General features: G+C 63.5%; 18 protein-coding genes. 10 read left to right on the top strand and 8 right to left on the bottom strand.

All coding sequences use genetic code 11. From position 1 onward, the window contains the following. The first annotated feature begins 207 nt into the window (after window positions 1–207). Window positions 208–1,407 (top strand): hypothetical protein, encoded by a 1,200-nt coding sequence (locus ACI3KW_RS02875; protein WP_404846852.1) that lies wholly within the window; start codon window positions 208–210, stop codon window positions 1,405–1,407. Window positions 1,408–1,459: 52 nt separating this feature from the next. Beyond that, window positions 1,460–2,650, top strand: coding sequence for a GTP-binding protein (locus ACI3KW_RS02870; protein WP_404846851.1), 1,191 nt, complete (start codon window positions 1,460–1,462; stop codon window positions 2,648–2,650). 54 nt (window positions 2,651–2,704) lie between these two features. Here the strand turns inward: ACI3KW_RS02870 and ACI3KW_RS02865 are convergent, their stop codons facing one another. The 5 genes from ACI3KW_RS02865 to ACI3KW_RS02845 all read right to left on the bottom strand — a co-directional run bounded on the left by ACI3KW_RS02865 (window position 2,705) and on the right by ACI3KW_RS02845 (window position 6,699). Beyond that, window positions 2,705–3,256 (bottom strand): YidB family protein, encoded by a 552-nt coding sequence (locus tag ACI3KW_RS02865; RefSeq protein ID WP_404846850.1) that lies wholly within the window; start codon window positions 3,254–3,256, stop codon window positions 2,705–2,707. A 24-nt stretch (window positions 3,257–3,280) separates the two neighbouring features. Continuing rightward, window positions 3,281–3,532: a GlsB/YeaQ/YmgE family stress response membrane protein gene (locus ACI3KW_RS02860; RefSeq protein WP_113120494.1), complete on the bottom strand. Its 252-nt coding sequence runs from the start codon at window positions 3,530–3,532 to the stop codon at window positions 3,281–3,283. A 144-nt stretch (window positions 3,533–3,676) separates the two neighbouring features. Further along, the gene (locus ACI3KW_RS02855; RefSeq protein WP_113120495.1) at window positions 3,677–5,182 is read right to left on the bottom strand and encodes a tripartite tricarboxylate transporter permease; all 1,506 of its coding nucleotides are present in this window, start codon (window positions 5,180–5,182) and stop codon (window positions 3,677–3,679) included. Window positions 5,183–5,191: 9 nt separating this feature from the next. Next, window positions 5,192–5,653, bottom strand: coding sequence for a tripartite tricarboxylate transporter TctB family protein (locus ACI3KW_RS02850; RefSeq protein WP_404846849.1), 462 nt, complete (start codon window positions 5,651–5,653; stop codon window positions 5,192–5,194). Between the two features lie 65 nt (window positions 5,654–5,718). Beyond that, the gene (locus tag ACI3KW_RS02845; protein ID WP_113120497.1) at window positions 5,719–6,699 is read right to left on the bottom strand and encodes a tripartite tricarboxylate transporter substrate-binding protein; all 981 of its coding nucleotides are present in this window, start codon (window positions 6,697–6,699) and stop codon (window positions 5,719–5,721) included. A gap of 209 nt (window positions 6,700–6,908) precedes the next feature. Here ACI3KW_RS02845 and ACI3KW_RS02840 point away from each other — a divergent pair, with 209 nt between their 5' ends. The 8 genes from ACI3KW_RS02840 (at window position 6,909) to ACI3KW_RS02805 (ending at window position 16,208) form a co-directional block, all read left to right on the top strand. Continuing rightward, entirely contained in the window at window positions 6,909–8,762 is a 1,854-nt protein-coding gene (locus ACI3KW_RS02840; protein WP_404846848.1) for an ATP-binding protein, read from the top strand. After that, window positions 8,759–10,111: a sigma-54-dependent transcriptional regulator gene (locus ACI3KW_RS02835; RefSeq protein WP_404846847.1), complete on the top strand. Its 1,353-nt coding sequence runs from the start codon at window positions 8,759–8,761 to the stop codon at window positions 10,109–10,111. Before ACI3KW_RS02840 ends, ACI3KW_RS02835 begins: the two co-directional genes overlap by 4 nt. A gap of 210 nt (window positions 10,112–10,321) precedes the next feature. Beyond that, the gene (locus tag ACI3KW_RS02830; RefSeq protein WP_404846846.1) at window positions 10,322–11,815 is read left to right on the top strand and encodes an ABC transporter substrate-binding protein; all 1,494 of its coding nucleotides are present in this window, start codon (window positions 10,322–10,324) and stop codon (window positions 11,813–11,815) included. A 191-nt stretch (window positions 11,816–12,006) separates the two neighbouring features. Continuing rightward, on the top strand, window positions 12,007–13,008 hold the full coding sequence (locus ACI3KW_RS02825) for an ABC transporter permease (RefSeq protein WP_404846845.1): 1,002 nt from the start codon (window positions 12,007–12,009) through the stop codon (window positions 13,006–13,008). Next, window positions 13,005–13,853 (top strand): ABC transporter permease, encoded by an 849-nt coding sequence (locus ACI3KW_RS02820; protein ID WP_404846844.1) that lies wholly within the window; start codon window positions 13,005–13,007, stop codon window positions 13,851–13,853. Before ACI3KW_RS02825 ends, ACI3KW_RS02820 begins: the two co-directional genes overlap by 4 nt. After that, window positions 13,850–14,659 (top strand): ATP-binding cassette domain-containing protein, encoded by an 810-nt coding sequence (locus ACI3KW_RS02815; protein WP_404846843.1) that lies wholly within the window; start codon window positions 13,850–13,852, stop codon window positions 14,657–14,659. The genes ACI3KW_RS02820 and ACI3KW_RS02815 overlap by 4 nt, the downstream gene beginning before the upstream one ends. Continuing rightward, on the top strand, window positions 14,656–15,402 hold the full coding sequence (locus tag ACI3KW_RS02810; RefSeq protein ID WP_404846842.1) for an ABC transporter ATP-binding protein: 747 nt from the start codon (window positions 14,656–14,658) through the stop codon (window positions 15,400–15,402). The genes ACI3KW_RS02815 and ACI3KW_RS02810 overlap by 4 nt, the downstream gene beginning before the upstream one ends. 14 nt (window positions 15,403–15,416) lie before the next feature. Further along, a complete protein-coding gene (locus ACI3KW_RS02805; RefSeq protein ID WP_404846841.1) occupies window positions 15,417–16,208 on the top strand; it encodes a DUF1684 domain-containing protein in 792 nt (263 codons plus the stop codon). A gap of 283 nt (window positions 16,209–16,491) precedes the next feature. Here the strand turns inward: ACI3KW_RS02805 and ACI3KW_RS02800 are convergent, their stop codons facing one another. Genes ACI3KW_RS02800 through ACI3KW_RS02790 form a run of 3 tightly spaced genes read right to left on the bottom strand, consistent with a single transcriptional unit; the run spans window position 16,492 to window position 19,579 of the window. After that, window positions 16,492–17,313, bottom strand: a complete 822-nt coding sequence (locus ACI3KW_RS02800) for an HpcH/HpaI aldolase/citrate lyase family protein (protein ID WP_404846840.1) — start codon at window positions 17,311–17,313, stop codon at window positions 16,492–16,494. Beyond that, entirely contained in the window at window positions 17,310–18,521 is a 1,212-nt protein-coding gene (locus tag ACI3KW_RS02795) for a CaiB/BaiF CoA transferase family protein (protein WP_404846839.1), read from the bottom strand. Before ACI3KW_RS02795 ends, ACI3KW_RS02800 begins: the two co-directional genes overlap by 4 nt. Continuing rightward, window positions 18,521–19,579: an ABC transporter ATP-binding protein gene (locus ACI3KW_RS02790; RefSeq protein ID WP_404846838.1), complete on the bottom strand. Its 1,059-nt coding sequence runs from the start codon at window positions 19,577–19,579 to the stop codon at window positions 18,521–18,523. Before ACI3KW_RS02790 ends, ACI3KW_RS02795 begins: the two co-directional genes overlap by 1 nt. Window positions 19,580–19,625 lie beyond the last annotated feature (46 nt).

Here is a 19,625-nt window from a genome sequence, read left to right as displayed (position 1 = left end):
ATTGCCAGCCCGGCAGAGAACCGGACAGCCGGGGTGTACCGCAGGGTACGGTTCACATCAAGATCAAATGTGCCGGGGATTAGGAGCGGGCTCTTGGGGATGCCTGGGTGCACAATCCCCAAAAATCTGCACCAGTCGGCTTGCTAACGTAATAACATTACATCTAGAGTCCAAAACGTAATGTAATAACATATGGATATATCGCCCATGCGCTATCCTGCCCTTCTCGCCTGCACGGCCCTGACCTTGATGGCCGGTGCCGGCCCAGGCTTTGCCGACGACGTCACCGCCTGGCGCCTGTTTGTCGCCGACCATGCCGCAGCCAAGGTCACCGCGATCGATCTGGGCACCCACGCCACGCTCGACACTTTTGTGCTGGAAAGCCCCGGCGTGCTCTACACCACGCCCAGCAACCAGGCGGTCTATGCCGTGCAAGGGGCGGCCAATCTGGTGTCGGCCATCAGCAGCGGCATCGAAATCGAAGATCATGGCGATCACGGCGATATTCATGTCGCGGCGCCAGCGGCCATTGCCGCCGCTGTTCCGGGCGAAAAGCCGGTGCATTTCGTCGAGCATCATGGCGAGATCGCCCTGTTCTACGATGGCGAAGGTGTGGCGCGGCTGGTTTCGGAGCAGGATTGGCTGGACGGCAATGCCGATTTGGCTATCCGCGAAATCGACACCGGCGCACCCCATCATGGCGTCGCCATTCCGTGGGGCAAGTATACGCTCGCCACCGATTTTGCGCCCAATGGTGAGACCACCCGTCCGCAGGGTGTCTTTGTCTATGACGCGCAGAATGCCAAGGTGGGCGACCTCTACGAATGCCCGCTGCTGCATGGAGAGGCGACGTCGGGCAATATCACCGCCATTGCCTGCGCCACGGGGCTACTGATTGCCACCGGCTCGGGCGCGCCCGAGATCACGCACCTGCCCTATCCGGCGAGCCTGCCCGAGGGCAATGTTTCGACGCTGCTGGGCGGGGTTGGGCTGCAATATTTCCTGGGCAATTACGGGCCCGACAAGGTCGTGCTGATCGATCCGACCGAGGCCGACGCCTTCCGCCTGATCGAATTGCCGACGCGCCGCGTGCATTTTGCCGTGGATCCGCAGCAGCCCAAATTTGCTTACATCTTCACCGAGGATGGCAAGCTGCATCAGCTCAATGTGCTGTCGGGCCAGATCGCCAAATCGATCACGCTCACCGAGCCCTATTCCATGGATGGCGAGTGGAGCCTGCCGCGGCCCCGCATTGCGGTGGCGGGCAATGAGATCGCGGTCACCGATCCGCTCAAGGGCCTGGTGCACATCGTGGATGCCAGCACGTTCGAGCTGGATCGCGACATTCCGGTCGAGGGCCTGCCCTACAATATCGTCGCCATCGGCGGCTCGGGCGCGACGCACTGACCAAAATCCCGGCCACCTTGCGGGGTGGCCGTTTCCATTCAGGTGACCCCAAATGAACCGCCTCTCCGTAACGGTCCTGTCCGGCTTTCTTGGCGCCGGCAAGACGACGCTTCTCAATCACATCCTCAACAATCGCGAAGGGCGGCGCGTTGCCGTCATCGTCAACGACATGAGCGAGGTCAATATCGACGCCACGCTTGTGCGCGAGGGCGGCGCCAATCTGTCGCGCACCGATGAACAACTCGTCGAAATGAGCAATGGCTGCATCTGCTGCACGCTGCGCGGCGACCTGCTCAAGGAAGTCACCAAGCTGGCCGAAGCCGGGCGCTTCGATTACCTGCTGATCGAATCCACCGGCATTTCCGAGCCGCTGCCGGTTGCGGCCACTTTCGATTTCCGCGACGAAAACGGCGTCAGCCTCTCCGACATCACCCGGCTCGACACCATGGTGACCGTGGTCGATTGCGCCAATCTGCTGCGGGATTACGGCTCGGTGGATTTCCTGCGTGACCGTGGGCAGACCATGGGGCCGGAGGATGAGCGCGCTTTGGTCGATCTATTGGTCGAGCAGATCGAGTTTGCCGATGTCATCGTGCTCAATAAGGTGTCGATCGCGAGTGCCGACGATCTCGTTGCAGCGCGAACCGTCATCAAGGCGCTCAATCCGGTGGCGCGGGTGATCGAAACTGATTTCTCCGATGTGCCGCTGGATCAGGTGCTCGATACCGGACTGTTCAGCCTGGAAGCCGCCGAGCAGAACCCGCTTTGGTTCAAGGAACTCAATGGCTTCACCGAGCATATTCCGGAAACGCTTGAATATGGCATACGCTCATTCGTCTATCGGGCGCGGCGGCCGTTCAACCCCATGCTGCTGAACAGCTTCATCGCCAAAAGCTGGGCCGGCGTTATTCGCTCCAAGGGCTTTTTCTGGCTGGCGACGCGACCCGATCTGGTCGGCGAACTCAGCCAGGCCGGCGCATTGGTGCGCACCAGCCGCCGCGGCATGTGGTGGGCGGCTGTGCCGAAAACCCGCTGGCCGGACGATGCCGACTGGCGCGCATCGATGGCGCCCTATCTCGATGCGGAATGGGGCGACCGGCGGCAGGAAATCGTCTTTATTGGCGCCGGCGACATGGACGAGGCCGCTATCAGGCGCGACCTCGACGCCTGCCTGATCCCGGCCAAGGGTTTTACCCCGACCGCCTGGCAAGATTTGCGCGATCCGTTTCCCGCCTGGTCCTGAAAACAGAGCGGCCGGGACGTTACCACCCCGGCCGCTCTTGCAATGCGCGATGCATCAAACCAGGTGGCTGGCTTCCTGCTCGGTCGGGATCCGGCCGTTCGGGGTCAGCTTGTTAACCGCATCGGGCAGGGTCTTGGCCAAGCGATCGAGCAATTCCTGCTTGCTGAGGCCGGTTTGCCGGGTCAGCGTATCGATGGTATCGGCGCCCAGCGTCTGCTCGAGTCTATTGGGGTCAATCTCCTCATTATCGCCGTCCTGCACCCAGCTTTGCGCCTTGGCGCCCTGCCCGCTATTGTTGAAGCGGTCGACGAGATCGCCCAGGCCGCCGCTGAGCACGCTGCCCAGCCCACCGGCGCCAGCCGCGCCGCCAAGCATACCGCCCAGATTGCCCAGCATGCCCTCGAGTCCGCCGCCTGCACCGGGCGTGGTGCCGGCCTGTGGATTTCCCACACCGGTCTGCCCGTTGCCGAGCCGCCCGCCATCACCGGCGCCGGTCTGGCCATTGCCCAAGCCGCCGAGCAATTCGCCCAGCTTGTCCCTGTTCTGAAAACCTGCCACGGCCAGCAGGCCTAGCAGCGCAACCATTGACGGCATTCCCTTGGCCATGGCGGCCTCCTTTATGTTGAGCGCTTAGCGGCGCCGAGCGACAAGTCCCCAGACAAACAACACGATGATGGCGCCGACGACCGCACCGATCAGCCCCGCGCCTTCGCCCGGCGCATACCAGCCCAGGGCTTGCCCAAGATAGGAAGCAACGAAGGCACCGACGATGCCCAAAATGGTGGTCAGAATGAAGCCCGACGGCTCATTGCTGCCCGGCATGATGAACTTGGCGATGACGCCCGCGATGAACCCGATAATGATCGTCCAGATGATACCCATGACTGACTGTCCCTAGTTGAAGGTGATCAGCAACGCGCCGTGCGCCTGGCAGTTCCCTTTTCCGTGTAAAGGCAAGGCCATGGACGAATAAAACCCGCCGGCGCTGGGCCGGCGGGTTGAATAGCGAATCCGCGATGCCGCGCCTCAATCGTCTTCGACGAACACTTCCTTGCGCTTGCGCCGGATCGAGGGGAGCACGGCGATGATCACCGCGAGCAGTGCCAGACCCAGCAAGGTTGCCGAAATCGGGCGCTCGAGGAACACCATCGGATCGCCGCGCGAAATGATCATGGCGCGGCGCAGATGTTCTTCCAGCAGCGGTCCCAGCACGAAGCCGAGCAGCAGCGGCGCCGGCTCGCAGCCGAAGCGGATCAGCACATAGCCGACCACCCCGAAAAAGCCGATGGCGAACACGTCGTAGATGTTCTGGTTGATCGAGAAACACCCGATACAGGCGAACAGCACGATGGCGGGGAACAGCGCCCGATATGGGATCGAGAGCATCTTCACCCACAGCCCGATCAGCGGCAGGTTGAGCAGCACCAGCAACACATTGCCGATCCACATCGAGGCGATGATGCCCCAGAACAAAGCCGGCTGGTCGTTGATGACATTGGGGCCGGGCGTGATGCCCTGCAGGATAAACGCCCCCACCATCAACGCCATCACCGGGTGCGCCGGAATGCCCAGCGTCATCAGCGGAATGAACGAGGTCTGCGCGGCGGCATTATTGGCCGATTCCGGACCAGCCACGCCTTCGATGGCGCCATGTCCGAATTCCTCGGGCGTCTTGGAGAGACGTTTTTCCGCCGAATAGGAGGCGAACGAAGCAAGGATATGCCCACCACCCGGCAAGATGCCGAGCACCGAACCCAGGGCCGTGCCGCGCACGACCGGCGCCGCAATGCGCTTGAAGTCGTCCTTGCTGAGCCACAGGTTCTTGACGGCCTTGACCATCACGTCGCGGCCCTTCTCGTTTTCGAGATTGCGCAGGATTTCGGCGACGCCGAACACGCCCACGGCGAGCGAAACGAAATTGAGCCCCGAATAGAGTTCGCGAATGCCCAGGGTGAAACGCGGTTGGCCGGTATAGATGTCCTGCCCCACCATGCCCAGCAGCAGGCCCAGCACGATCATCGCCAGCGCCTTGAGGATGGAGCCGTGCGCCAGCGCGATGGAGACCAGCAGACCCAGCACGATCAGGGCGAAATATTCCGGCGCCCCAAAATTGAGCGCAGCTCGCGCAAGGGGCGGCGCGAAGAAAGCGAGCAGCAACGTGCCAACCGTGCCGGCAAAGAACGAGCCCAGCGCTGCGGTCGCCAAAGCCGGGCCCGCCCGGCCCTGCTTGGCCATTTGGTAGCCGTCGATGGCGGTGACCGCCGACGAGCTTTCACCCGGCAGGTTGATCAGGATTGCGGTGGTTGAGCCGCCATATTGCGCACCGTAATAGATGCCTGCCAGCATGATCAGCGCCGTCGCAGGCGACAGCGAAAAGGTGATGGGCAGCAGCATGGCGATGGTTGCCGTCGGCCCGATGCCGGGCAAGACGCCGACCAGGGTGCCCAGCAGCACGCCGATGAAGCAGTAGAAGATGTTGATGGGGTCGAGGGCGACCGAAAAGCCGAGCCCAAGTGAAGCAATAATGTCCATGATGGGTTCCTACTGCCCGAGCCAGGGTCCGAACATCGGCACGCTCATGCCGAGGCCGACGACGAAGATCAGCGTGCACATCACCGTCAGCGCCACCGCCAGGATGATGGAAAACAGCGGCGAATTGAGCCGGCTGGCCATGGCAGCGCCAAACGAGCCGATCAGCACCACCGGCACGAAGCCCAGCCCGCGAATGGTCAGCCCGAAAAACACGATGACGCCGATGATCAGCGCCATGCCCCGCCAAGTTGGCGCCAATGGCTTTTCCGCATCGGGCTTTTTCCAGCCGCTGGCGGCAACGCCGAGCCCCAGCGCCACCAGCACGCTGCCCAGCAGCAGCGGCATGAAACCGGGCCCCATGCGAAACGCCGTGCCGGTCTCGTAATTGAGCGCCTCGATGGCGAAATAGGCGCCCGCCGCGACAAAGATGCCGCCCGACACGAGGTCCTTGGTCGAAAAATTGGAAACCATAGCTGCCTCCTCCCCTGTTCTTTGTCGCCTCCGCGGCCCGAAGGACGCGGAGGCGCGCACTCGGTTTAGTCGGCGTAAACGCCCGCAGCTTCGATGACTGCGCGCCACAGCTCGATCTGGCTGGCCAGCATCTGCGTCAGTGCGGCCGGAGTGGCCTCTTCGGCGGTCACCGGCACGGTGCCCAGTTCGGCAAAGCGGCTCACCACGGTCTCATTGGTCAGCGCCTTCTGCAGCGAGGCTTCAAGCTTGGCGATGATGGCCGCGTCGGTGCCGGCGGGGGCATAGAGCCCGTGCCACACGCCGATCTCGATATCGAGGCCGCCTTCCTTGAGCGTGGGCAGATCAGGCAGGTTCTGCAGGCGGGTCAGCGTGGTCACGCCATAGGCCTTGACCTCGCCGGCCTGGATCTGGCTGGTCGTATTGGTGGTCTGGTCGCAGATCATGTCGATCTGGCCGCCGATAATGTCGGTCATGGCCGGGCCGGCGCCCTGATAGGGCACGGTGGTCATCTGGGTATCGAGCGCATCCATCAGCAGCATGCCGCAGAGCTGGCTGGCCGAACCGATGCCGGCATTGGCATAGGTGACGTTCTCGCCATTGGCCTTGATATAGGCAGTCAGCTCGGCCAGCGTGTTCGGCTCGAAATCCTTGCGGGCCACCAGCGTCATGGGCACGGCGGTGATCAGCCCGATCGGGGCAAAGTCGGTGACCGGGTCATAAGGCAGGCTGCGATAGAGGCTCGGCGCGGTGGACATGCCGATATGGTGCAGCAGCAGCGTGTAGCCGTCATTGGGGGCAACCGCCACCTGGCCGGCGCCGAGCGTGCCACCGGCGCCGCCCACATTCTGGATCACCACCTGCTGGCCCAGATCATTGCTCATCACTTCGGCAACGAGGCGGGCGACGGTATCGGTCGGACCGCCGGCGGAGAACGGCACCACGACGGTGATCGGCTTGGTGGGGTAGTCCTGCGCCATGGCGGTGCCCGTCAGGCTCGCGCCCGTCAGCATCAGGCCGGCGGCAAGGGACAGCATTGTCTTGTTCATTTTGGTTCCTCCCGAAAGATCAGCGCTCCTCGCGCATCCCTCCCTAAGCAGCTTCCGTGCCAGATCGTTCAAACCCTTGCATTGCAAGCATATCACCAATGCAGCAACGCAGTAGCATGAAGCATTTCAGGCAATTTCTTGCCAGCAGATGATGCCGACTTGGCAAAAATCCGCCAATGGCATAGGACCAATCGTGGAGGATCTGCACGATGGCTGGCCGGACACTGCCTTTGTCGCCCTATCAGCGCCTGTTGATCGCGGTCGGCTGCGCCGTTGTGCTGCTGGCCTCGTGCCTGGTCGCCTATGAAATCGCGCTGCAAAGCGGCATCGCCGCGGCCCACGATACCAGCGAGCGGCGCCTGCAGATTTTCGATCGCATGCTCGAAGCCAATATAGAGCGCTATCACTTTTTGCCCACGACGCTCGCCCAGGCCTCGGAAATCCGCGACGTGCTGGCGCACCCCGAAGACGACGCGCTGCGCGCCCGCGCCAATGGCTTTTTGTCGAATATGGGCGGCACCGCCGCAGCCGAGGAACTGTTCATCGTCGATGTGAACGGCCGCTCCATCGCCGCCAGCAATTGGTGGACGCACCAATCCATGGTGGGCCGCCATTATGCCGAACGCCCCTATTTCCAGGAGGCCATGTTCGACGGCGCCGCCAAATACTACGCCGTCGGCATCACCACGGGCGTGCCGGGCTATTTCATCGCCAACCGCATTGACGGTCCCGATGGTCCGCTGGGCGTCGCCGTGGTCAAGATCAATCTGGGCGAGATCGAAGCCGTGTGGTGGCGCTCGGGCGAGCTGATCGGCATTTTCGACAGCAATGATGTCGGCATTCTCTCCACCCGCCCCGATTGGCGCTATCGCACGCTGGTCGACACCCACCCTACCGGCCTCGAAACCCTGGCGCGCGACCAGCGCTATCTCGGCGTCGCCATCAATGGCCAGGGGATCGTGCAATCGATCGAGCCTTGGCGCGGCACCGAACTGGCCGTGCTGCGCAGCGGCGATAGCGAGATCAATGGCGAGTTCCTGGTCGATCGGCTGCGCATGCCTTTGCATGGCTGGCGCCTGCTGTCCTTCGTGCCGCTGGGGCCGATTTCCAACTGGGCCTGGACCGCGACATTCTTTGTCGGCGTTGCGGTCGGCGCCATCCTGCTGGCGGCCATGTTGTTCATGCAGCGCCAGCGCCTGATCCGCGCCCGCCTCGAGGATCACGACCAGCTCGAGCAGCGTGTGCTGCTGCGCACCAGCGAATTGCAGGAAGCCAATAGCCGGCTCGCCGGCGAAATCGTCGAACGTCAGGAAGCCGAAAAAGCCCGCCAGGCCGCCCAGCAAGGCCTGGTGCAGGCCGCCAAGCTCGCCACCCTCGGCCAGGCTCTGGCCGGTGTCGCCCACGAAGTCAGTCAGCCCATCGCCGCCCTGCGCACCCAGACCGCCAGCGCCAAGCTCTTGGCGCGCGGGAAAGTTCCCGAGCTTGCGGATCTGTTCGGCAGCATGGAAGGCGTGATCGGCCGGCTAGTGGCGCTGACCGGGCACCTCAAGACCTTCGCGCGCAAGGAAACCGAAATCTCGATCCAGAGCGATGTCGTCCACATCGCCCACAATGCCATCGAGCTGGCCAACCATTTCCGCGAAGACCCCAGCCTCACCATCACCCTCGACGCGCCGCCGCATGCCCTCATCGTCACCGGCAACCCGGTTCATATCGAGCAGGTCCTGGTCAATCTTATCTCCAATGCCGCCGACGCCATGGCGGGGCTCGAAGACGCCACGATAAAGATCACCGCGCGCGATATGGGCCAGAACGCCGTCATCAGCGTTGCCGACAACGGCACCGGCATCGATCCGGCCATCATCGACACCCTGTTCGACCCCTTCGTCACCACCAAGGAACCCGGCCGGGGCCTTGGCCTCGGCCTCTCCATTTCCTATGGCCTGATCCGCGAAATGGGCGGCCGGCTTGAGGTTGAAAGCCGCCAAGGCGAGGGCGCGACCTTCACCATCACCCTGCCCCTCGCTGAGATCACCACGCCCCAAATCAGAGACTTCGCATGACAAGCAAAACATCGGTGATGATCGTCGAGGACGAGGGCATTGTCCGCAACGCGCTCGATCAATGGCTCAATCTGTCGGGCTTTGCCGTTACCACTGTCGGCAGCGCCCGCGAAGCCATGACGCGCCTGGGCGACGCCCAGCCCGAAGTGGTCATATCCGACGTGCGCATGCCCTCGGTTTCGGGCCTCGACCTGCTCGCCCAGATCCGCGACAAGGACCCCACCACCTCGGTCATCCTGATCACCGCCCATGGCGACGTGCCCATGGCCGTCAAAGCGATCCGCGACGGCGCCTATGATTTCCTGCAAAAGCCCTATGAGCCCGAACAGCTCGTCAGCGTCATCGAGCGCGCCGCCGAACAGGCCCGCGTCCGCCGTGAATTGGTCAATCTGCGCCGCCGGCTCGATGGTGGCGCAGCCGAATTGTCCAATCGCTTCATCGGCTCCTCCCCCGTGATGGAAGATTTGCGCCAGCTCATTCTCGACGTCGCCGCCATCGACACCGACGTCATCATTCTGGGCGAAACCGGCACCGGCAAGGAAGTCGTCGCCCGCGCCCTCCACGATTTCTCTCCGCGCTCGGCCGCCCCCTTCGTCGCCGTCAATTGCGCCGCCATCCCCGCCGAGCTGATCGAAAGCGAATTGTTCGGCCACGAAGCCGGCGCCTTCACCGGCAGCGCCGGCCCGCGCATCGGCAAGTTCGAATTCGCCAATGGCGGCACGCTATTGCTCGACGAAATCGAATCCATGCCCCTGCTCGCCCAGGCCAAGGTGCTGCGCGTCATTCAGGAGCGCACAGTCGAACGCGTCGGCTCCAACCGCCAGATCCCGCTCGATCTGCGCATCATCGCCGCCACCAAGGTCGATCTGCTCGACGAAGCCGAAGCCGGCCGCTTCCGCGCCGATCTGCATTATCGCCTCAATACCGCAAGTATCGCCGTCCCCCCGCTGCGCCAGCGCGGCGAAGATGCCTTGCTGCTGTTCCACTATTTCCTCGAGTTGGCGCAGAAGCGCTTCAACCGCCCCTCCCAGCCGCTCCACCCCGCCGATATCGAGGCCCTGTCGCGCTATGCCTGGCCGGGCAATGTGCGGGAACTGAAAACCGTGGCCGATAAATTTGCCCTCGGCCTCTCCAGCGCCAATTATTCCATCCAGAGCGCCATCGGCATCAAGCCCGGCACACCGGACGAGAGCCTCAACCTCGCCGATCGGTTGGCGCAATATGAGCGCAGCATCATCGAGGCCGAACTGCGCAAGCACGACAATTCCATCGCCGACACCGCCGACGCGCTGGGCGTCCCCCGCCGGACGCTGAGCGAAAAGATGACGCGGCTGGGCGTACGGCGCTAGGACAAGTGAAGCGGTTTACATCGCCAATGGCGCGGTGTTGGAATAGCTTTCCCGAAATGCGGCCGCTATCCGAAAGGCATTTCGATCCAAATGCGCAGCAAGCATGGATAGACTACTGATCTCATAGAGTTTTCTGGCCCCAAGCGATATGTCTTTTACCAGATGGCGCTGACCCCAAGGGCAGGCCGACACATAAGGAGCTTTCCAGCCATGTCCCCTATTTCGCGCCGCACTCTGCTGGTCGCTACCCTGCTCGCCAGCGTTGCCTTTGCCCCGGCGGCTTTCGCCCAGGATTTCGATGCCAATGCCACCATCCGCATCGGCTCGCTCTACGAACCGCAGAACCTCGACAACACGGCCGGCGCCGGCCAGGGCATCAACGAAGCCTTCAACGGCAATGTCTACGAAGCCCTGTTCCAGCTCACCGATGCCGGTAGCGTCGAGCCGGCCCTGGCCGCCGATTATACCGTCAGCGACGATGGCTTGACCTATACCTTCACCCTCAAGGACGGCGTCACCTTCCATTCGGGCGATCCGCTCACCGCTGCCGATGTGAAATACTCCATCGAGCGCGTCACCGCCGAAACCTCGAAAAGTTCACGCAAGAAGAGCCTCTCGACCATCACCGCCATCGACACCCCCGACGACAAGACCGTGGTGATCACCCTCTCGGCTCGCTCGATCTCCCTGCCCTACAATCTGAGCTATGTCTGGATCGTCAACGACAAAGCCGCAGACATCACCGCCACCGAAGACGGCACCGGCCCCTATACGCTCGAAGAGTGGCGCCGCGGTTCGGCCCTCGCGCTGGCCCGTTTCGACGGCTATTGGGGCACGGCTCCCAGCAATGGCGAGGCGATCTACACCTATTTCACCGACGCCACCGCGCTCAACAATGCGCTACTGACCAATGCCGTCGACGTCATCACCTCGGTGCAGAGCCCGGATTCGCTGGCCCAATTCGCCGGCAACCCGGCCTACACCGTCACCGAAGGCGCCTCCACCACCAAGGAACTGCTCGCCTATAACGACCGCGTCGCCCCCTTCGACAACGTCAAGGTGCGCAAGGCCCTCGCCCGCGCCGTTGACAAGGCCAAGCTGCTCAACTCGATCTGGGGTGATTACGGCACGCTGATCGGCTCCTTCGTGCCCCCCACCGATCCCTGGTATGTCGATCTCACGGGCGTCGATGCCTATGACCCCGACAGTGCCAAGGCTCTGCTGGCCGAAGCCGGCTATCCCGATGGCTTCACCTTCACCCTCGACACCCCCGATTACGATCCGCACCCGCTGGTCGCCCAGTTCCTGCAGACCGAATTGGCCAAGGTTGGCGTCACGGTGAACATCAACATCATCACCGCCAATGAGTGGTACACAAAGATCTACCAGGAGCACAATTTCGAGGCGACGCTGCAAGAGCACGTCAACCACCGCGACATCGTCTTCTACGGCAATCCCGACTTCTACTGGGGCTACAACAACCCCGAAGTGGTCAAGCTGATCGCCGATTCCGAAGCCGCCAGCTCCATCGACGAGCAGACCGCCAAGCTCACCGAAGCCAACAAGATCATTGCCGAGGATGCTGCCAGCAACTGGCTCTACCTCTATCCGCAGATCGTGGTTTCCGCCGCCAATGTCACCGGCTATCCGATCAATGGACTGAACTCGCAGTTCTTCGCCTATGGGATCAAGAAGGCGAACTAAGCGGCTGAATACGCAAAAACCACCGCGTCTCCCTCGGGCTTGACCCGAGGGCCATTCCCAACTCGGCACAAGCGACGAAGGACCCTCGGGTCGGGCCCGAGGGAGACGCGGTGGGCGGTGATGCTTCAGGGCATCGGCTTGGCAGCAGGTATGTGTCAACGCCACGAACGCGTGTGGCCCACCTTCCCCCAATGCGCTACCCTGCCCCAACTGACTCGGAGGCCATCCCCATTCTCGCTTACACACTGCGCCGCTCGGTCATTCTCATCGCGTCCCTGCTGATCGCGGCAATCGTGCTGTTCGTCCTGCTGCGCCTGCTGCCGGGTGATCCAGCCAATGCCCTGCTCGGCGTCGGCGCTACCGAGGCCCAGATCGCCGCCGCCCGCAGCCAGGTCGGCTCCGATCAGCCGCTTTACAGCCAATTCATCTCCTTCATCGGCAATCTCGCCCGCTTTGACCTCGGCACCTCCTTCGTCAGCCGCGCCTCCGTCATCGGCGAAATCGGCAACCGCATGTCGGTCACCCTGCCGCTGACCTTTCTCGGCTTCCTGCTCGCTTTGGCCCTCGCCATCCCCCTCGGCATCATCGCCGCCGTCCGCTCCGATCGCTGGTATGGCGGCCTGATTTCGGTGGTCTCCCAGCTCGGCGTCGCCATCCCCGTCTTCTGGGTCGGCATCCTCCTGGTGACGCTCTTCGCCATCAATCTGCGCCTATTGCCCTCGGGCGGCTTCCCCCTGCGCGGCTGGACCAATTTCGGCGAAGCCGCCACCGCCATGATCCTGCCCGTCCTCACCATTGCCCTCGTCATGGCCGCCTCGGTCCTGCGCTATGTCCGTGCTGCCACGCTCGACGTGCTCGGCAGCGACTATTTGCGCACCGCCCGCGCCCTCGGCTCGTCCTTCCCCGAGGCCCTGATCCGCCACGGCCTGCGCAACGGCGCCGTCCCGGTCATCTCCATTCTGGGCATCGAACTCGCCAGCACATTCCTCGGCGCCGTCGTCATCGAACGCGTCTTCAGCTTGCCGGGCCTGGGCTCCATGCTCCTCCTCGCCATCCAGCAACGCGACTATCCCAACGTGCAGGGCGTGCTCTTCATCTCCACTCTCCTCGTCCTGCTGATCGGCTTTGCCGCCGACCTGTTGCAGCGCTTCATCGACCCGCGCCTGCGCGACCGTGGAGCCGGCACGCCATGACCACGCTGGACATCGTCACCCCCAAGCGCCGCAGCTATGGCTCACTCACCCTCTGGGCGGGCCTGGCGCTCGTGGGCATCCACATCGCCATCGGCCTGCTCACCCTCGTCTGGACGCCCTACGACCCCACCGGCATGAGCGGCGGGCGCCTCGAAGCCCCGTCATGGCTGCACTGGGCCGGCACCGACCGGCTCGGCCGCGATTTCCTCACCCAGATCATGATCGGCTCGCGCATCGCCCTGATCGTGGGCACCGGCGCGGTCGCCATCGGCGTGCTCATCGGCGTCACTCTGGGCATTCTCGCCGCCTTCGCCAGCAAACTGCTCGACGACGCCCTCGCCGCCACGCTCGATATCCTCATCGCCTTCCCGACCCTGCTGATCGCCATGCTGGTGGTCGCCGCCAGCGACACGGCGAACCTGGCCTCCGCCATCATCGCCATCGGCATCGCGCTCTCGGCCATCGTCGCCCGCCTGACCCGCATTCTCGCCAAACGCGTCCTGCTGATGGATTACATCACCGCCGCCCGCACCTCCGGCTCCTCCTGGCCCGCTATCGTCTTCGGCCATATCCTGCCCAATATCTGGCCGACCCTATCGGTCAATTTCGCCCTACAATTCGGCCTCGCCGTCATCGCTGAAGCATCTCTCTCCTATCTCGGCCTCGGCGCGCCACCGCCCAATGCCTCCTGGGGCCGCCTGCTGCAGGAAGCCCAGGGCACTGTCTACACCGCCCCCATCGGCGCCATCGCCCCCGGCATTGCGCTGGTTTCCCTGGTCATCGGCATCAACCTCCTCGCGGATGGCCTGCGCGACAGCATCGACCCCACAAGGCGCGCCCGATGACCGCTCTTCTCGCCATCACCGGCCTCACCCTCAAAACCAGCGCCACCACGCTGGTCGACAACCTCAACCTGATCATCGCCCCCGGCGAACGGCTGGGCCTGATTGGCGAATCCGGCTCCGGCAAATCCCTCACCGCCATGGCCGCCACGGGCCTACTGCCTCCCAGCATCAAAGCCAGTGGCTCCATCACCCTCGCCGGCCAGCAGATCATCGGCACCCCCGACCACCAGCTCAATCACCTGCGCGGCACCGCCGTCGCCGTGGTCTTTCAGGAGCCGCTGACCGCCCTCGACCCACTCATGCGCATCGGCCGCCAGATCGCCGAGCCCCTGCAACGCCGCGCCGCTCGCGACGGCAATTCGCTCTCCGGCGCCGCCCTCGATAAAGCCATTCTCGACCTCATGGCCGATGTTGCCCTGCCCGATCCCCAGCACATCGCTCACGCCTATCCGCACGAAATCTCCGGCGGCCAGCGCCAGCGCGTCGCCATCGCCATGGCCCTCGCCTGCCGCCCCGATCTGCTGATTGCCGACGAGCCCACCACCGCGCTCGATGTCACCACTCAGGCCGAAATCCTGCGGCTGCTCGATGGTCTGGTGCGCCAGCGCAACATGGCCCTGCTGTTCATCAGCCACGATCTCCCCGTGGTGGCCGGCATTGTCGACCGCGTCGCCGTGCTGCGCCGCGGTGTCATCGTCGAAACCGGCCCCGTGGCCGAAATTTTCGTCCGCCCGCAACACGATTACACCGCCACCCTGGTCGCCGCCGCCCACGCCTTCGACGCCGCTTTGGGAGCCCAGCCATGAGCCTCCTCAGCGTCCAGGGCGTCACCTTCGGCTACAATGCCAGCAAACGCGTGCTCGACGGCGTCTCCCTCACCATCGAGCCCGGCGACAGCATTGGCCTGGTCGGGGAATCCGGCTCCGGCAAAACCACCCTGCTCCGCCTGTTGCTCGGCCTGACCCGCCCCTCAACCGGCAGCATCACCTTCAACGACACCCCGCTCGATCCGCGCAGCGCCCGCTTCATGCGCGACTATCGCCGCCAGGTGCAGGTGGTCTTTCAAGACCCCTATTCCTCCCTCGACCCGCGCCAGACCGTGCTCTCCATCGTCTCCGAGCCCCTGCGCGCCCTCCGCATTCCCGGCGATCACCGCCAGCTGGTGTCAGATGCCCTCGCCTCGGTCGGCCTCGAACGCACTATCCTGAGCCGTTACCCGCACGAATTCTCCGGCGGCCAGCGCCAGCGCATCGCCATTGCGCGCGCCATCGTCGCCGGGCCCAGCCTGCTGCTGGCCGACGAAGCCGTCAGCGCGCTTGATCTGTCCACCCGCATCCGCATCGTCGACCTGCTCAAAAGCCTCAGCGAGCAGATGACGCTGGTCTTCGTCTCGCACGATCTGGGCGTCGTCGCCGCCCTCTGTGAAAGAATCGTCATTCTCGAAAAAGGCCGGATCGTCGAAGCCGGCGCCACCGCCTCTATTCTTGCCAATCCGCAACACCCATATACGCAGCGGCTGCTCAGCAGCGTGCCGCGCATGCCCGCCTGAAGGAATTTTTTGCCATGTCCGATTATCTCGCCGCCCTCGACGCCTGGAAGGCCAAGCGCCTCGCCAATCTCACCGCTTCCGATGGCTGGCTCAACATTATCGGCCGCTTCTGGCTGGCCGAAGGCACCGTCACCGTCGGCACCGCCGCGGATAACGACATCGTCCTCTCGGCCGGCCCCGCCCATGTCGGCGCGATCACGCAAGCTCCTGACGGCAAGGTCACCTATACCCCTGCCGATGGCGGTGCCCCGCAAACCATCAAACTCGACAAGCACCATCCGCCGCGCTTCACCGCTGGCTCCCTGCTGCTCGAAATCACCACGCTCAATGGCGAAAACGCCCTGCGCATCCGCGACACCACCTCGCCCGAGCCCGCCCGCTTCCCCGGCATCGATTATTTCCCCGCCCAGCCCGAATGGCGCATCGTGGCCGATTGGGTGCCCTTCGCCATCCCCAAGGGTATGACGGTGGACACGACCAAATCCATCCCCACCGATATCGAAGCCACCCACAAGGCCGTCTTCACCCATGACGGCCAGACCTACGAGCTGATCGCCACCCACGGCACGCCGCAATCGCCGCAATTCGTGCTGCGCGACCCAACGTCGAAGGATTCCACCTACCCCGCCTCGCGCTTCCTCTATGGCGAAGAGGTCACCGACAAAACCATCGTGCTGGACTTCAACAAAGCCATCAACCCACCCTGCGCCTTCACCGAACACGCCGTCTGCCCGCTCCCCCCACCGGAAAACGTGCTGCCGTTCCGCATCGAAGCCGGCGAGAAGCGCCTGAAGGACAGCCACTAGGCCGACCAGCCACGACCTCGTCCTTCGACAAGCTCAGGATGAGGTCTACTGGGAGGCAATGCTTGAGTAGACCTCATGGTGAGCCCGTCGAACCACGAGGTCGTGCCCCGGCGCTGCCGTTGATGGACTTCGCCGCTGACGCAACTGCCTCCATTCATCGTTATCACCCGGCTCGTCCGGGTGATCCATCCCTCAGCGAGCGCGACGAAAATGGATTGCCCGGACAAGCCGGGCAATGACGATAGGGGTGGTTCTGTGACAACGAGGACAGTTGGATCGGGCGCTACCCCCCCAAAATCCCCCGCGCCCGCGCAATCACCGGCGCATCCACCATCTTTCCATCCACCACAAACGCGCCCTCATTGCGCGCCGCGGCCGCAATTACCCGTCGCGCCCAATCCAGCTCATCCGCACTCGGCGCAAATGCCGCATTGAGCGCCGCCACCACCGACGGATGCACACAGCTCGCCCCATCAAACCCATGCATCCGCGCCTCGCGCGCCGCCTCTGCCAAAGCCTCGGTGTCAGCATAATCCGCCGTCGATCGCAGCAGCCCAAATGACAGCCGCCCCTCGGCCTTGGCCGCGTAATGCACCATCAGCTTGGGAAATTTCAGCACTTCCGGCACGGGCTGAGCCCCCAGCAAAAACGCCAAATCTTCCCCGCCCGTACTCAGCGCCATCACCCGTGGTCCCCGCGCAATCGCCCGCGCATCCAGCACCGCCGCCGGGCTCTCGATCAACGGCACAAAAACCATCTCCTCCCGCCGCAGCGCTACTTCCAGCGGATGCAAATGCGCCGCCAGTTCGCGCAGCGTCTCCGCGTGCTCCACCTTGGGCACATACAGCCCAAACGCCCCCGCCCGGCACGCCGCCTCCGCGTCTCCCAGCATCAGCGCCGGATCGGCATTGATCCGTACGAACACCTTGGCCCCTTTGCGCCCCACTGACGGCACCGCCTCAGCCAGCTGCGTCCGCGCAGCAGCCTTGTCAGCCGCCACCACCGCGTCCTCGAGGTCCAGAATAACCGCATCAGCCCCGCGCTCATGCGCCTTGGCGATGAACCGCTCCGAACTCGCCGGCACATAGAGCAGCGAGCGGATCATGCCCCCGTCTCCATCGCCGCCGCGATCTGCCCTTCATCGAGCCCAGCCTCGCCCAAAACCTCGCGCGTATGCTCGCCCAGCCCCGGCGCCGGTCGCCGCCAAATGCCCGGCGTGCCCGACATGCGCGGCACGACATTATGCATCGGCAGCGTGCCGAATTCGGCATCCTCGACATCAACGATGATTTCGCGCTCATCGAAATGCGGGTCCGCCATCGCATCGGCAATATTGAAGATCGGCCCCACGGTCGCCCCCGATTTGCGCATGATATCAAGCGCCTCGGCGCTGTTCCGCCCAGCAAACCATCCGCCAATCGCTTCGTCCACCAGCGCGCGGTTCTTCACCCGGTCCGAATTACTGGCAAAGCGCGGATCGTCATTCATGTCCCCGCGCCCGATAATCTCGAAAATCCGCCGCGCTACCGCCGGCGTCGAGCCCGACAGCGCCAGATATTTCCCGTCGGCACAGCGATAAACATTGCGCGGCGAGGCCGTGTTGGACGCACTCCCCACCCGCTGCTTGATCTTGCCGGTCACCGCATGAATGGCCGCCTCCGGCCCCAACACCGAAAACATCGGCTCCAGCAGCGACAGATCGATCACCTGGCCCCGCGCCCGCCCCTGTTGCCGCGCATAAAGCGCCATGGTCGTGGCCGACGCGCCATAAATCCCGGCAATCATATCGGCCAGCGCCAGCGGTGGCAGCACCGGTTCCCGATCGGGAAATCCCGTCCGATCCGCAAACCCGCTCATCGCCTCGACAATCGTACCAAAGCCCGGCAATTGGGCATAAGGCCCGGTCTGCCCAAAGCCCGAAATCCGCGCAATGATCAGATCGGGATTGCGTTCAAGCAGCGCCTCCGGTGCCAGCCCCATCGCCTCAAGCGTGCCCGGCCGATAATTCTCGATGAACACATCGGCCCCGTCGACCAGCGCCCACAGCGCCGCCATGGCCGGCCCATGCCTCAAATTCAGCGCCACCGAGCGCTTGTTGCGCCCATAGGTCTTCCAGAACAGGGAATGCCCGTCATCCTTCCAGTCCCGCAGGGGATCGCCATCATGCCCCTCGATCTTGATGACATCCGCCCCAAAATCCGCCAGTTGCAGGCTCAGCATATTGCCCGCCATCAGGCGTGAAAGATCAAGCACGCGGATGCCGTCGAGAGGCCCGATGGCCGCGGGATCGAATGTTTTGGCCGGACCGTGCATCAGCGCAGCCGCAATCCGCTGTTCTTGTCAAAAATCAACAGCCGCGGCGGATCAATATGGAGGTGGATTTTCTCATCCGGGCTCAACAGCCCATGATCCCGCACCACGATGGAAATATCCTCATCCCCAATCCGCGCCAGCACTTCCTGCGCGTCACCAGTCGGCTCCACCACCACCACATTGGCCGGCACGCCAACATCCGCCAGCGTGATATGCTGCGGCCGCACGCCATAAACGATCTGCGTTCCCACCGGCACATCCAGCGCCGTCCCCAATGGCAGCTTCGTGCCATTCTTCAGCGCCACATCCGTGCCGCCCTGATAAACCGCCTCGAACAGATTGATCTCGGGCGAGCCGATAAAGCTCGCCACGAACAGGTTCACCGGATTGTTGTAGAGCTCCAGCGGCGCCCCGGCCTGCTCGATCTTGCCGCCATTCAGCACCACGATCTTGTCGGCCATGGTCATGGCCTCGGTCTGATCATGTGTCACATAAATCGTGGTCTTGCCCAGTCGCTGATGCAGCCGCTTGATCTCGCCGCGCATCTTCACCCGCAGCTTGGCATCGAGGTTCGATAGCGGCTCATCGAACAAAAACGCCCGCGGATTGCGCACGATCGCCCGCCCCATGGCCACACGCTGGCGCTGCCCGCCGGACAGCTCGCGCGGCAACCGGTCGATCAGCTTTTCCAGCCCCAGAATCTCCGCCGCCTCGTCCACCCGCTTCTTGATTTCAGCTTTTGGCGTGCCGGCGAGCTTGAGCGCAAAGCTCATATTGTCGGCCACCTTCATATGCGGATAGAGCGCATAATTCTGGAACACCATGGCCAGGTCCCGCTCCTTGGCCGGCATATTGTTCACCACCTTGCCGCCAATGGTGATCTGTCCGGAGGTGATGTCCTCAAGCCCGGCAATCATGCGCAGCAAGGTCGATTTCCCGCATCCCGAGGGACCAACCAGCACAACAAATTCGCCATTGCCCATTTCAAGAGAAATATCATTGAGCACAGTAACTTGCCCATAAGACTTTCCAACGCGCTTGAGCTCGATTTCAGACATTCTGGTCTCCTCCGAGGGGAACGCACGACGCGCTCCACCCCCACCA

Origin of the sequence: Devosia sp. ZW T5_3, assembly GCF_044987315.1 — a bacterium.
In the GTDB taxonomy this organism is placed as follows: domain Bacteria; phylum Pseudomonadota; class Alphaproteobacteria; order Rhizobiales; family Devosiaceae; genus Devosia.
The sequence above is the reverse complement of the archived record's forward strand: the minus strand, read 5'-3'. Positions and strand labels throughout refer to the sequence as shown.

What these genes read in the sequence shown, in the direction of transcription:
- ACI3KW_RS02835 (WP_404846847.1), top strand. Translation starts at nt 8,759, where the DNA reads ATGACAAGCAAAACATCGGTGATGATCGTCGAGGACGAGGGCATTGTC.
- ACI3KW_RS02875 (WP_404846852.1), top strand. Translation starts at nt 208, where the DNA reads ATGCGCTATCCTGCCCTTCTCGCCTGCACGGCCCTGACCTTGATGGCC.
- ACI3KW_RS02850 (WP_404846849.1), bottom strand. Translation starts at nt 5,653, where the DNA reads ATGGTTTCCAATTTTTCGACCAAGGACCTCGTGTCGGGCGGCATCTTT.
- ACI3KW_RS02870 (WP_404846851.1), top strand. Translation starts at nt 1,460, where the DNA reads ATGAACCGCCTCTCCGTAACGGTCCTGTCCGGCTTTCTTGGCGCCGGC.
- ACI3KW_RS02845 (WP_113120497.1), bottom strand. Translation starts at nt 6,699, where the DNA reads ATGAACAAGACAATGCTGTCCCTTGCCGCCGGCCTGATGCTGACGGGC.
- ACI3KW_RS02865 (WP_404846850.1), bottom strand. Translation starts at nt 3,256, where the DNA reads ATGGCCAAGGGAATGCCGTCAATGGTTGCGCTGCTAGGCCTGCTGGCC.
- ACI3KW_RS02800 (WP_404846840.1), bottom strand. Translation starts at nt 17,313, where the DNA reads ATGATCCGCTCGCTGCTCTATGTGCCGGCGAGTTCGGAGCGGTTCATC.
- ACI3KW_RS02860 (WP_113120494.1), bottom strand. Translation starts at nt 3,532, where the DNA reads ATGGGTATCATCTGGACGATCATTATCGGGTTCATCGCGGGCGTCATC.
- ACI3KW_RS02855 (WP_113120495.1), bottom strand. Translation starts at nt 5,182, where the DNA reads ATGGACATTATTGCTTCACTTGGGCTCGGCTTTTCGGTCGCCCTCGAC.
- ACI3KW_RS02805 (WP_404846841.1), top strand. Translation starts at nt 15,417, where the DNA reads ATGTCCGATTATCTCGCCGCCCTCGACGCCTGGAAGGCCAAGCGCCTC.
- ACI3KW_RS02825 (WP_404846845.1), top strand. Translation starts at nt 12,007, where the DNA reads ATGCGCTACCCTGCCCCAACTGACTCGGAGGCCATCCCCATTCTCGCT.
- ACI3KW_RS02830 (WP_404846846.1), top strand. Translation starts at nt 10,322, where the DNA reads ATGTCCCCTATTTCGCGCCGCACTCTGCTGGTCGCTACCCTGCTCGCC.
- ACI3KW_RS02810 (WP_404846842.1), top strand. Translation starts at nt 14,656, where the DNA reads ATGAGCCTCCTCAGCGTCCAGGGCGTCACCTTCGGCTACAATGCCAGC.
- ACI3KW_RS02820 (WP_404846844.1), top strand. Translation starts at nt 13,005, where the DNA reads ATGACCACGCTGGACATCGTCACCCCCAAGCGCCGCAGCTATGGCTCA.
- ACI3KW_RS02815 (WP_404846843.1), top strand. Translation starts at nt 13,850, where the DNA reads ATGACCGCTCTTCTCGCCATCACCGGCCTCACCCTCAAAACCAGCGCC.
- ACI3KW_RS02795 (WP_404846839.1), bottom strand. Translation starts at nt 18,521, where the DNA reads ATGCACGGTCCGGCCAAAACATTCGATCCCGCGGCCATCGGGCCTCTC.
- ACI3KW_RS02840 (WP_404846848.1), top strand. Translation starts at nt 6,909, where the DNA reads ATGGCTGGCCGGACACTGCCTTTGTCGCCCTATCAGCGCCTGTTGATC.
- ACI3KW_RS02790 (WP_404846838.1), bottom strand. Translation starts at nt 19,579, where the DNA reads ATGTCTGAAATCGAGCTCAAGCGCGTTGGAAAGTCTTATGGGCAAGTT.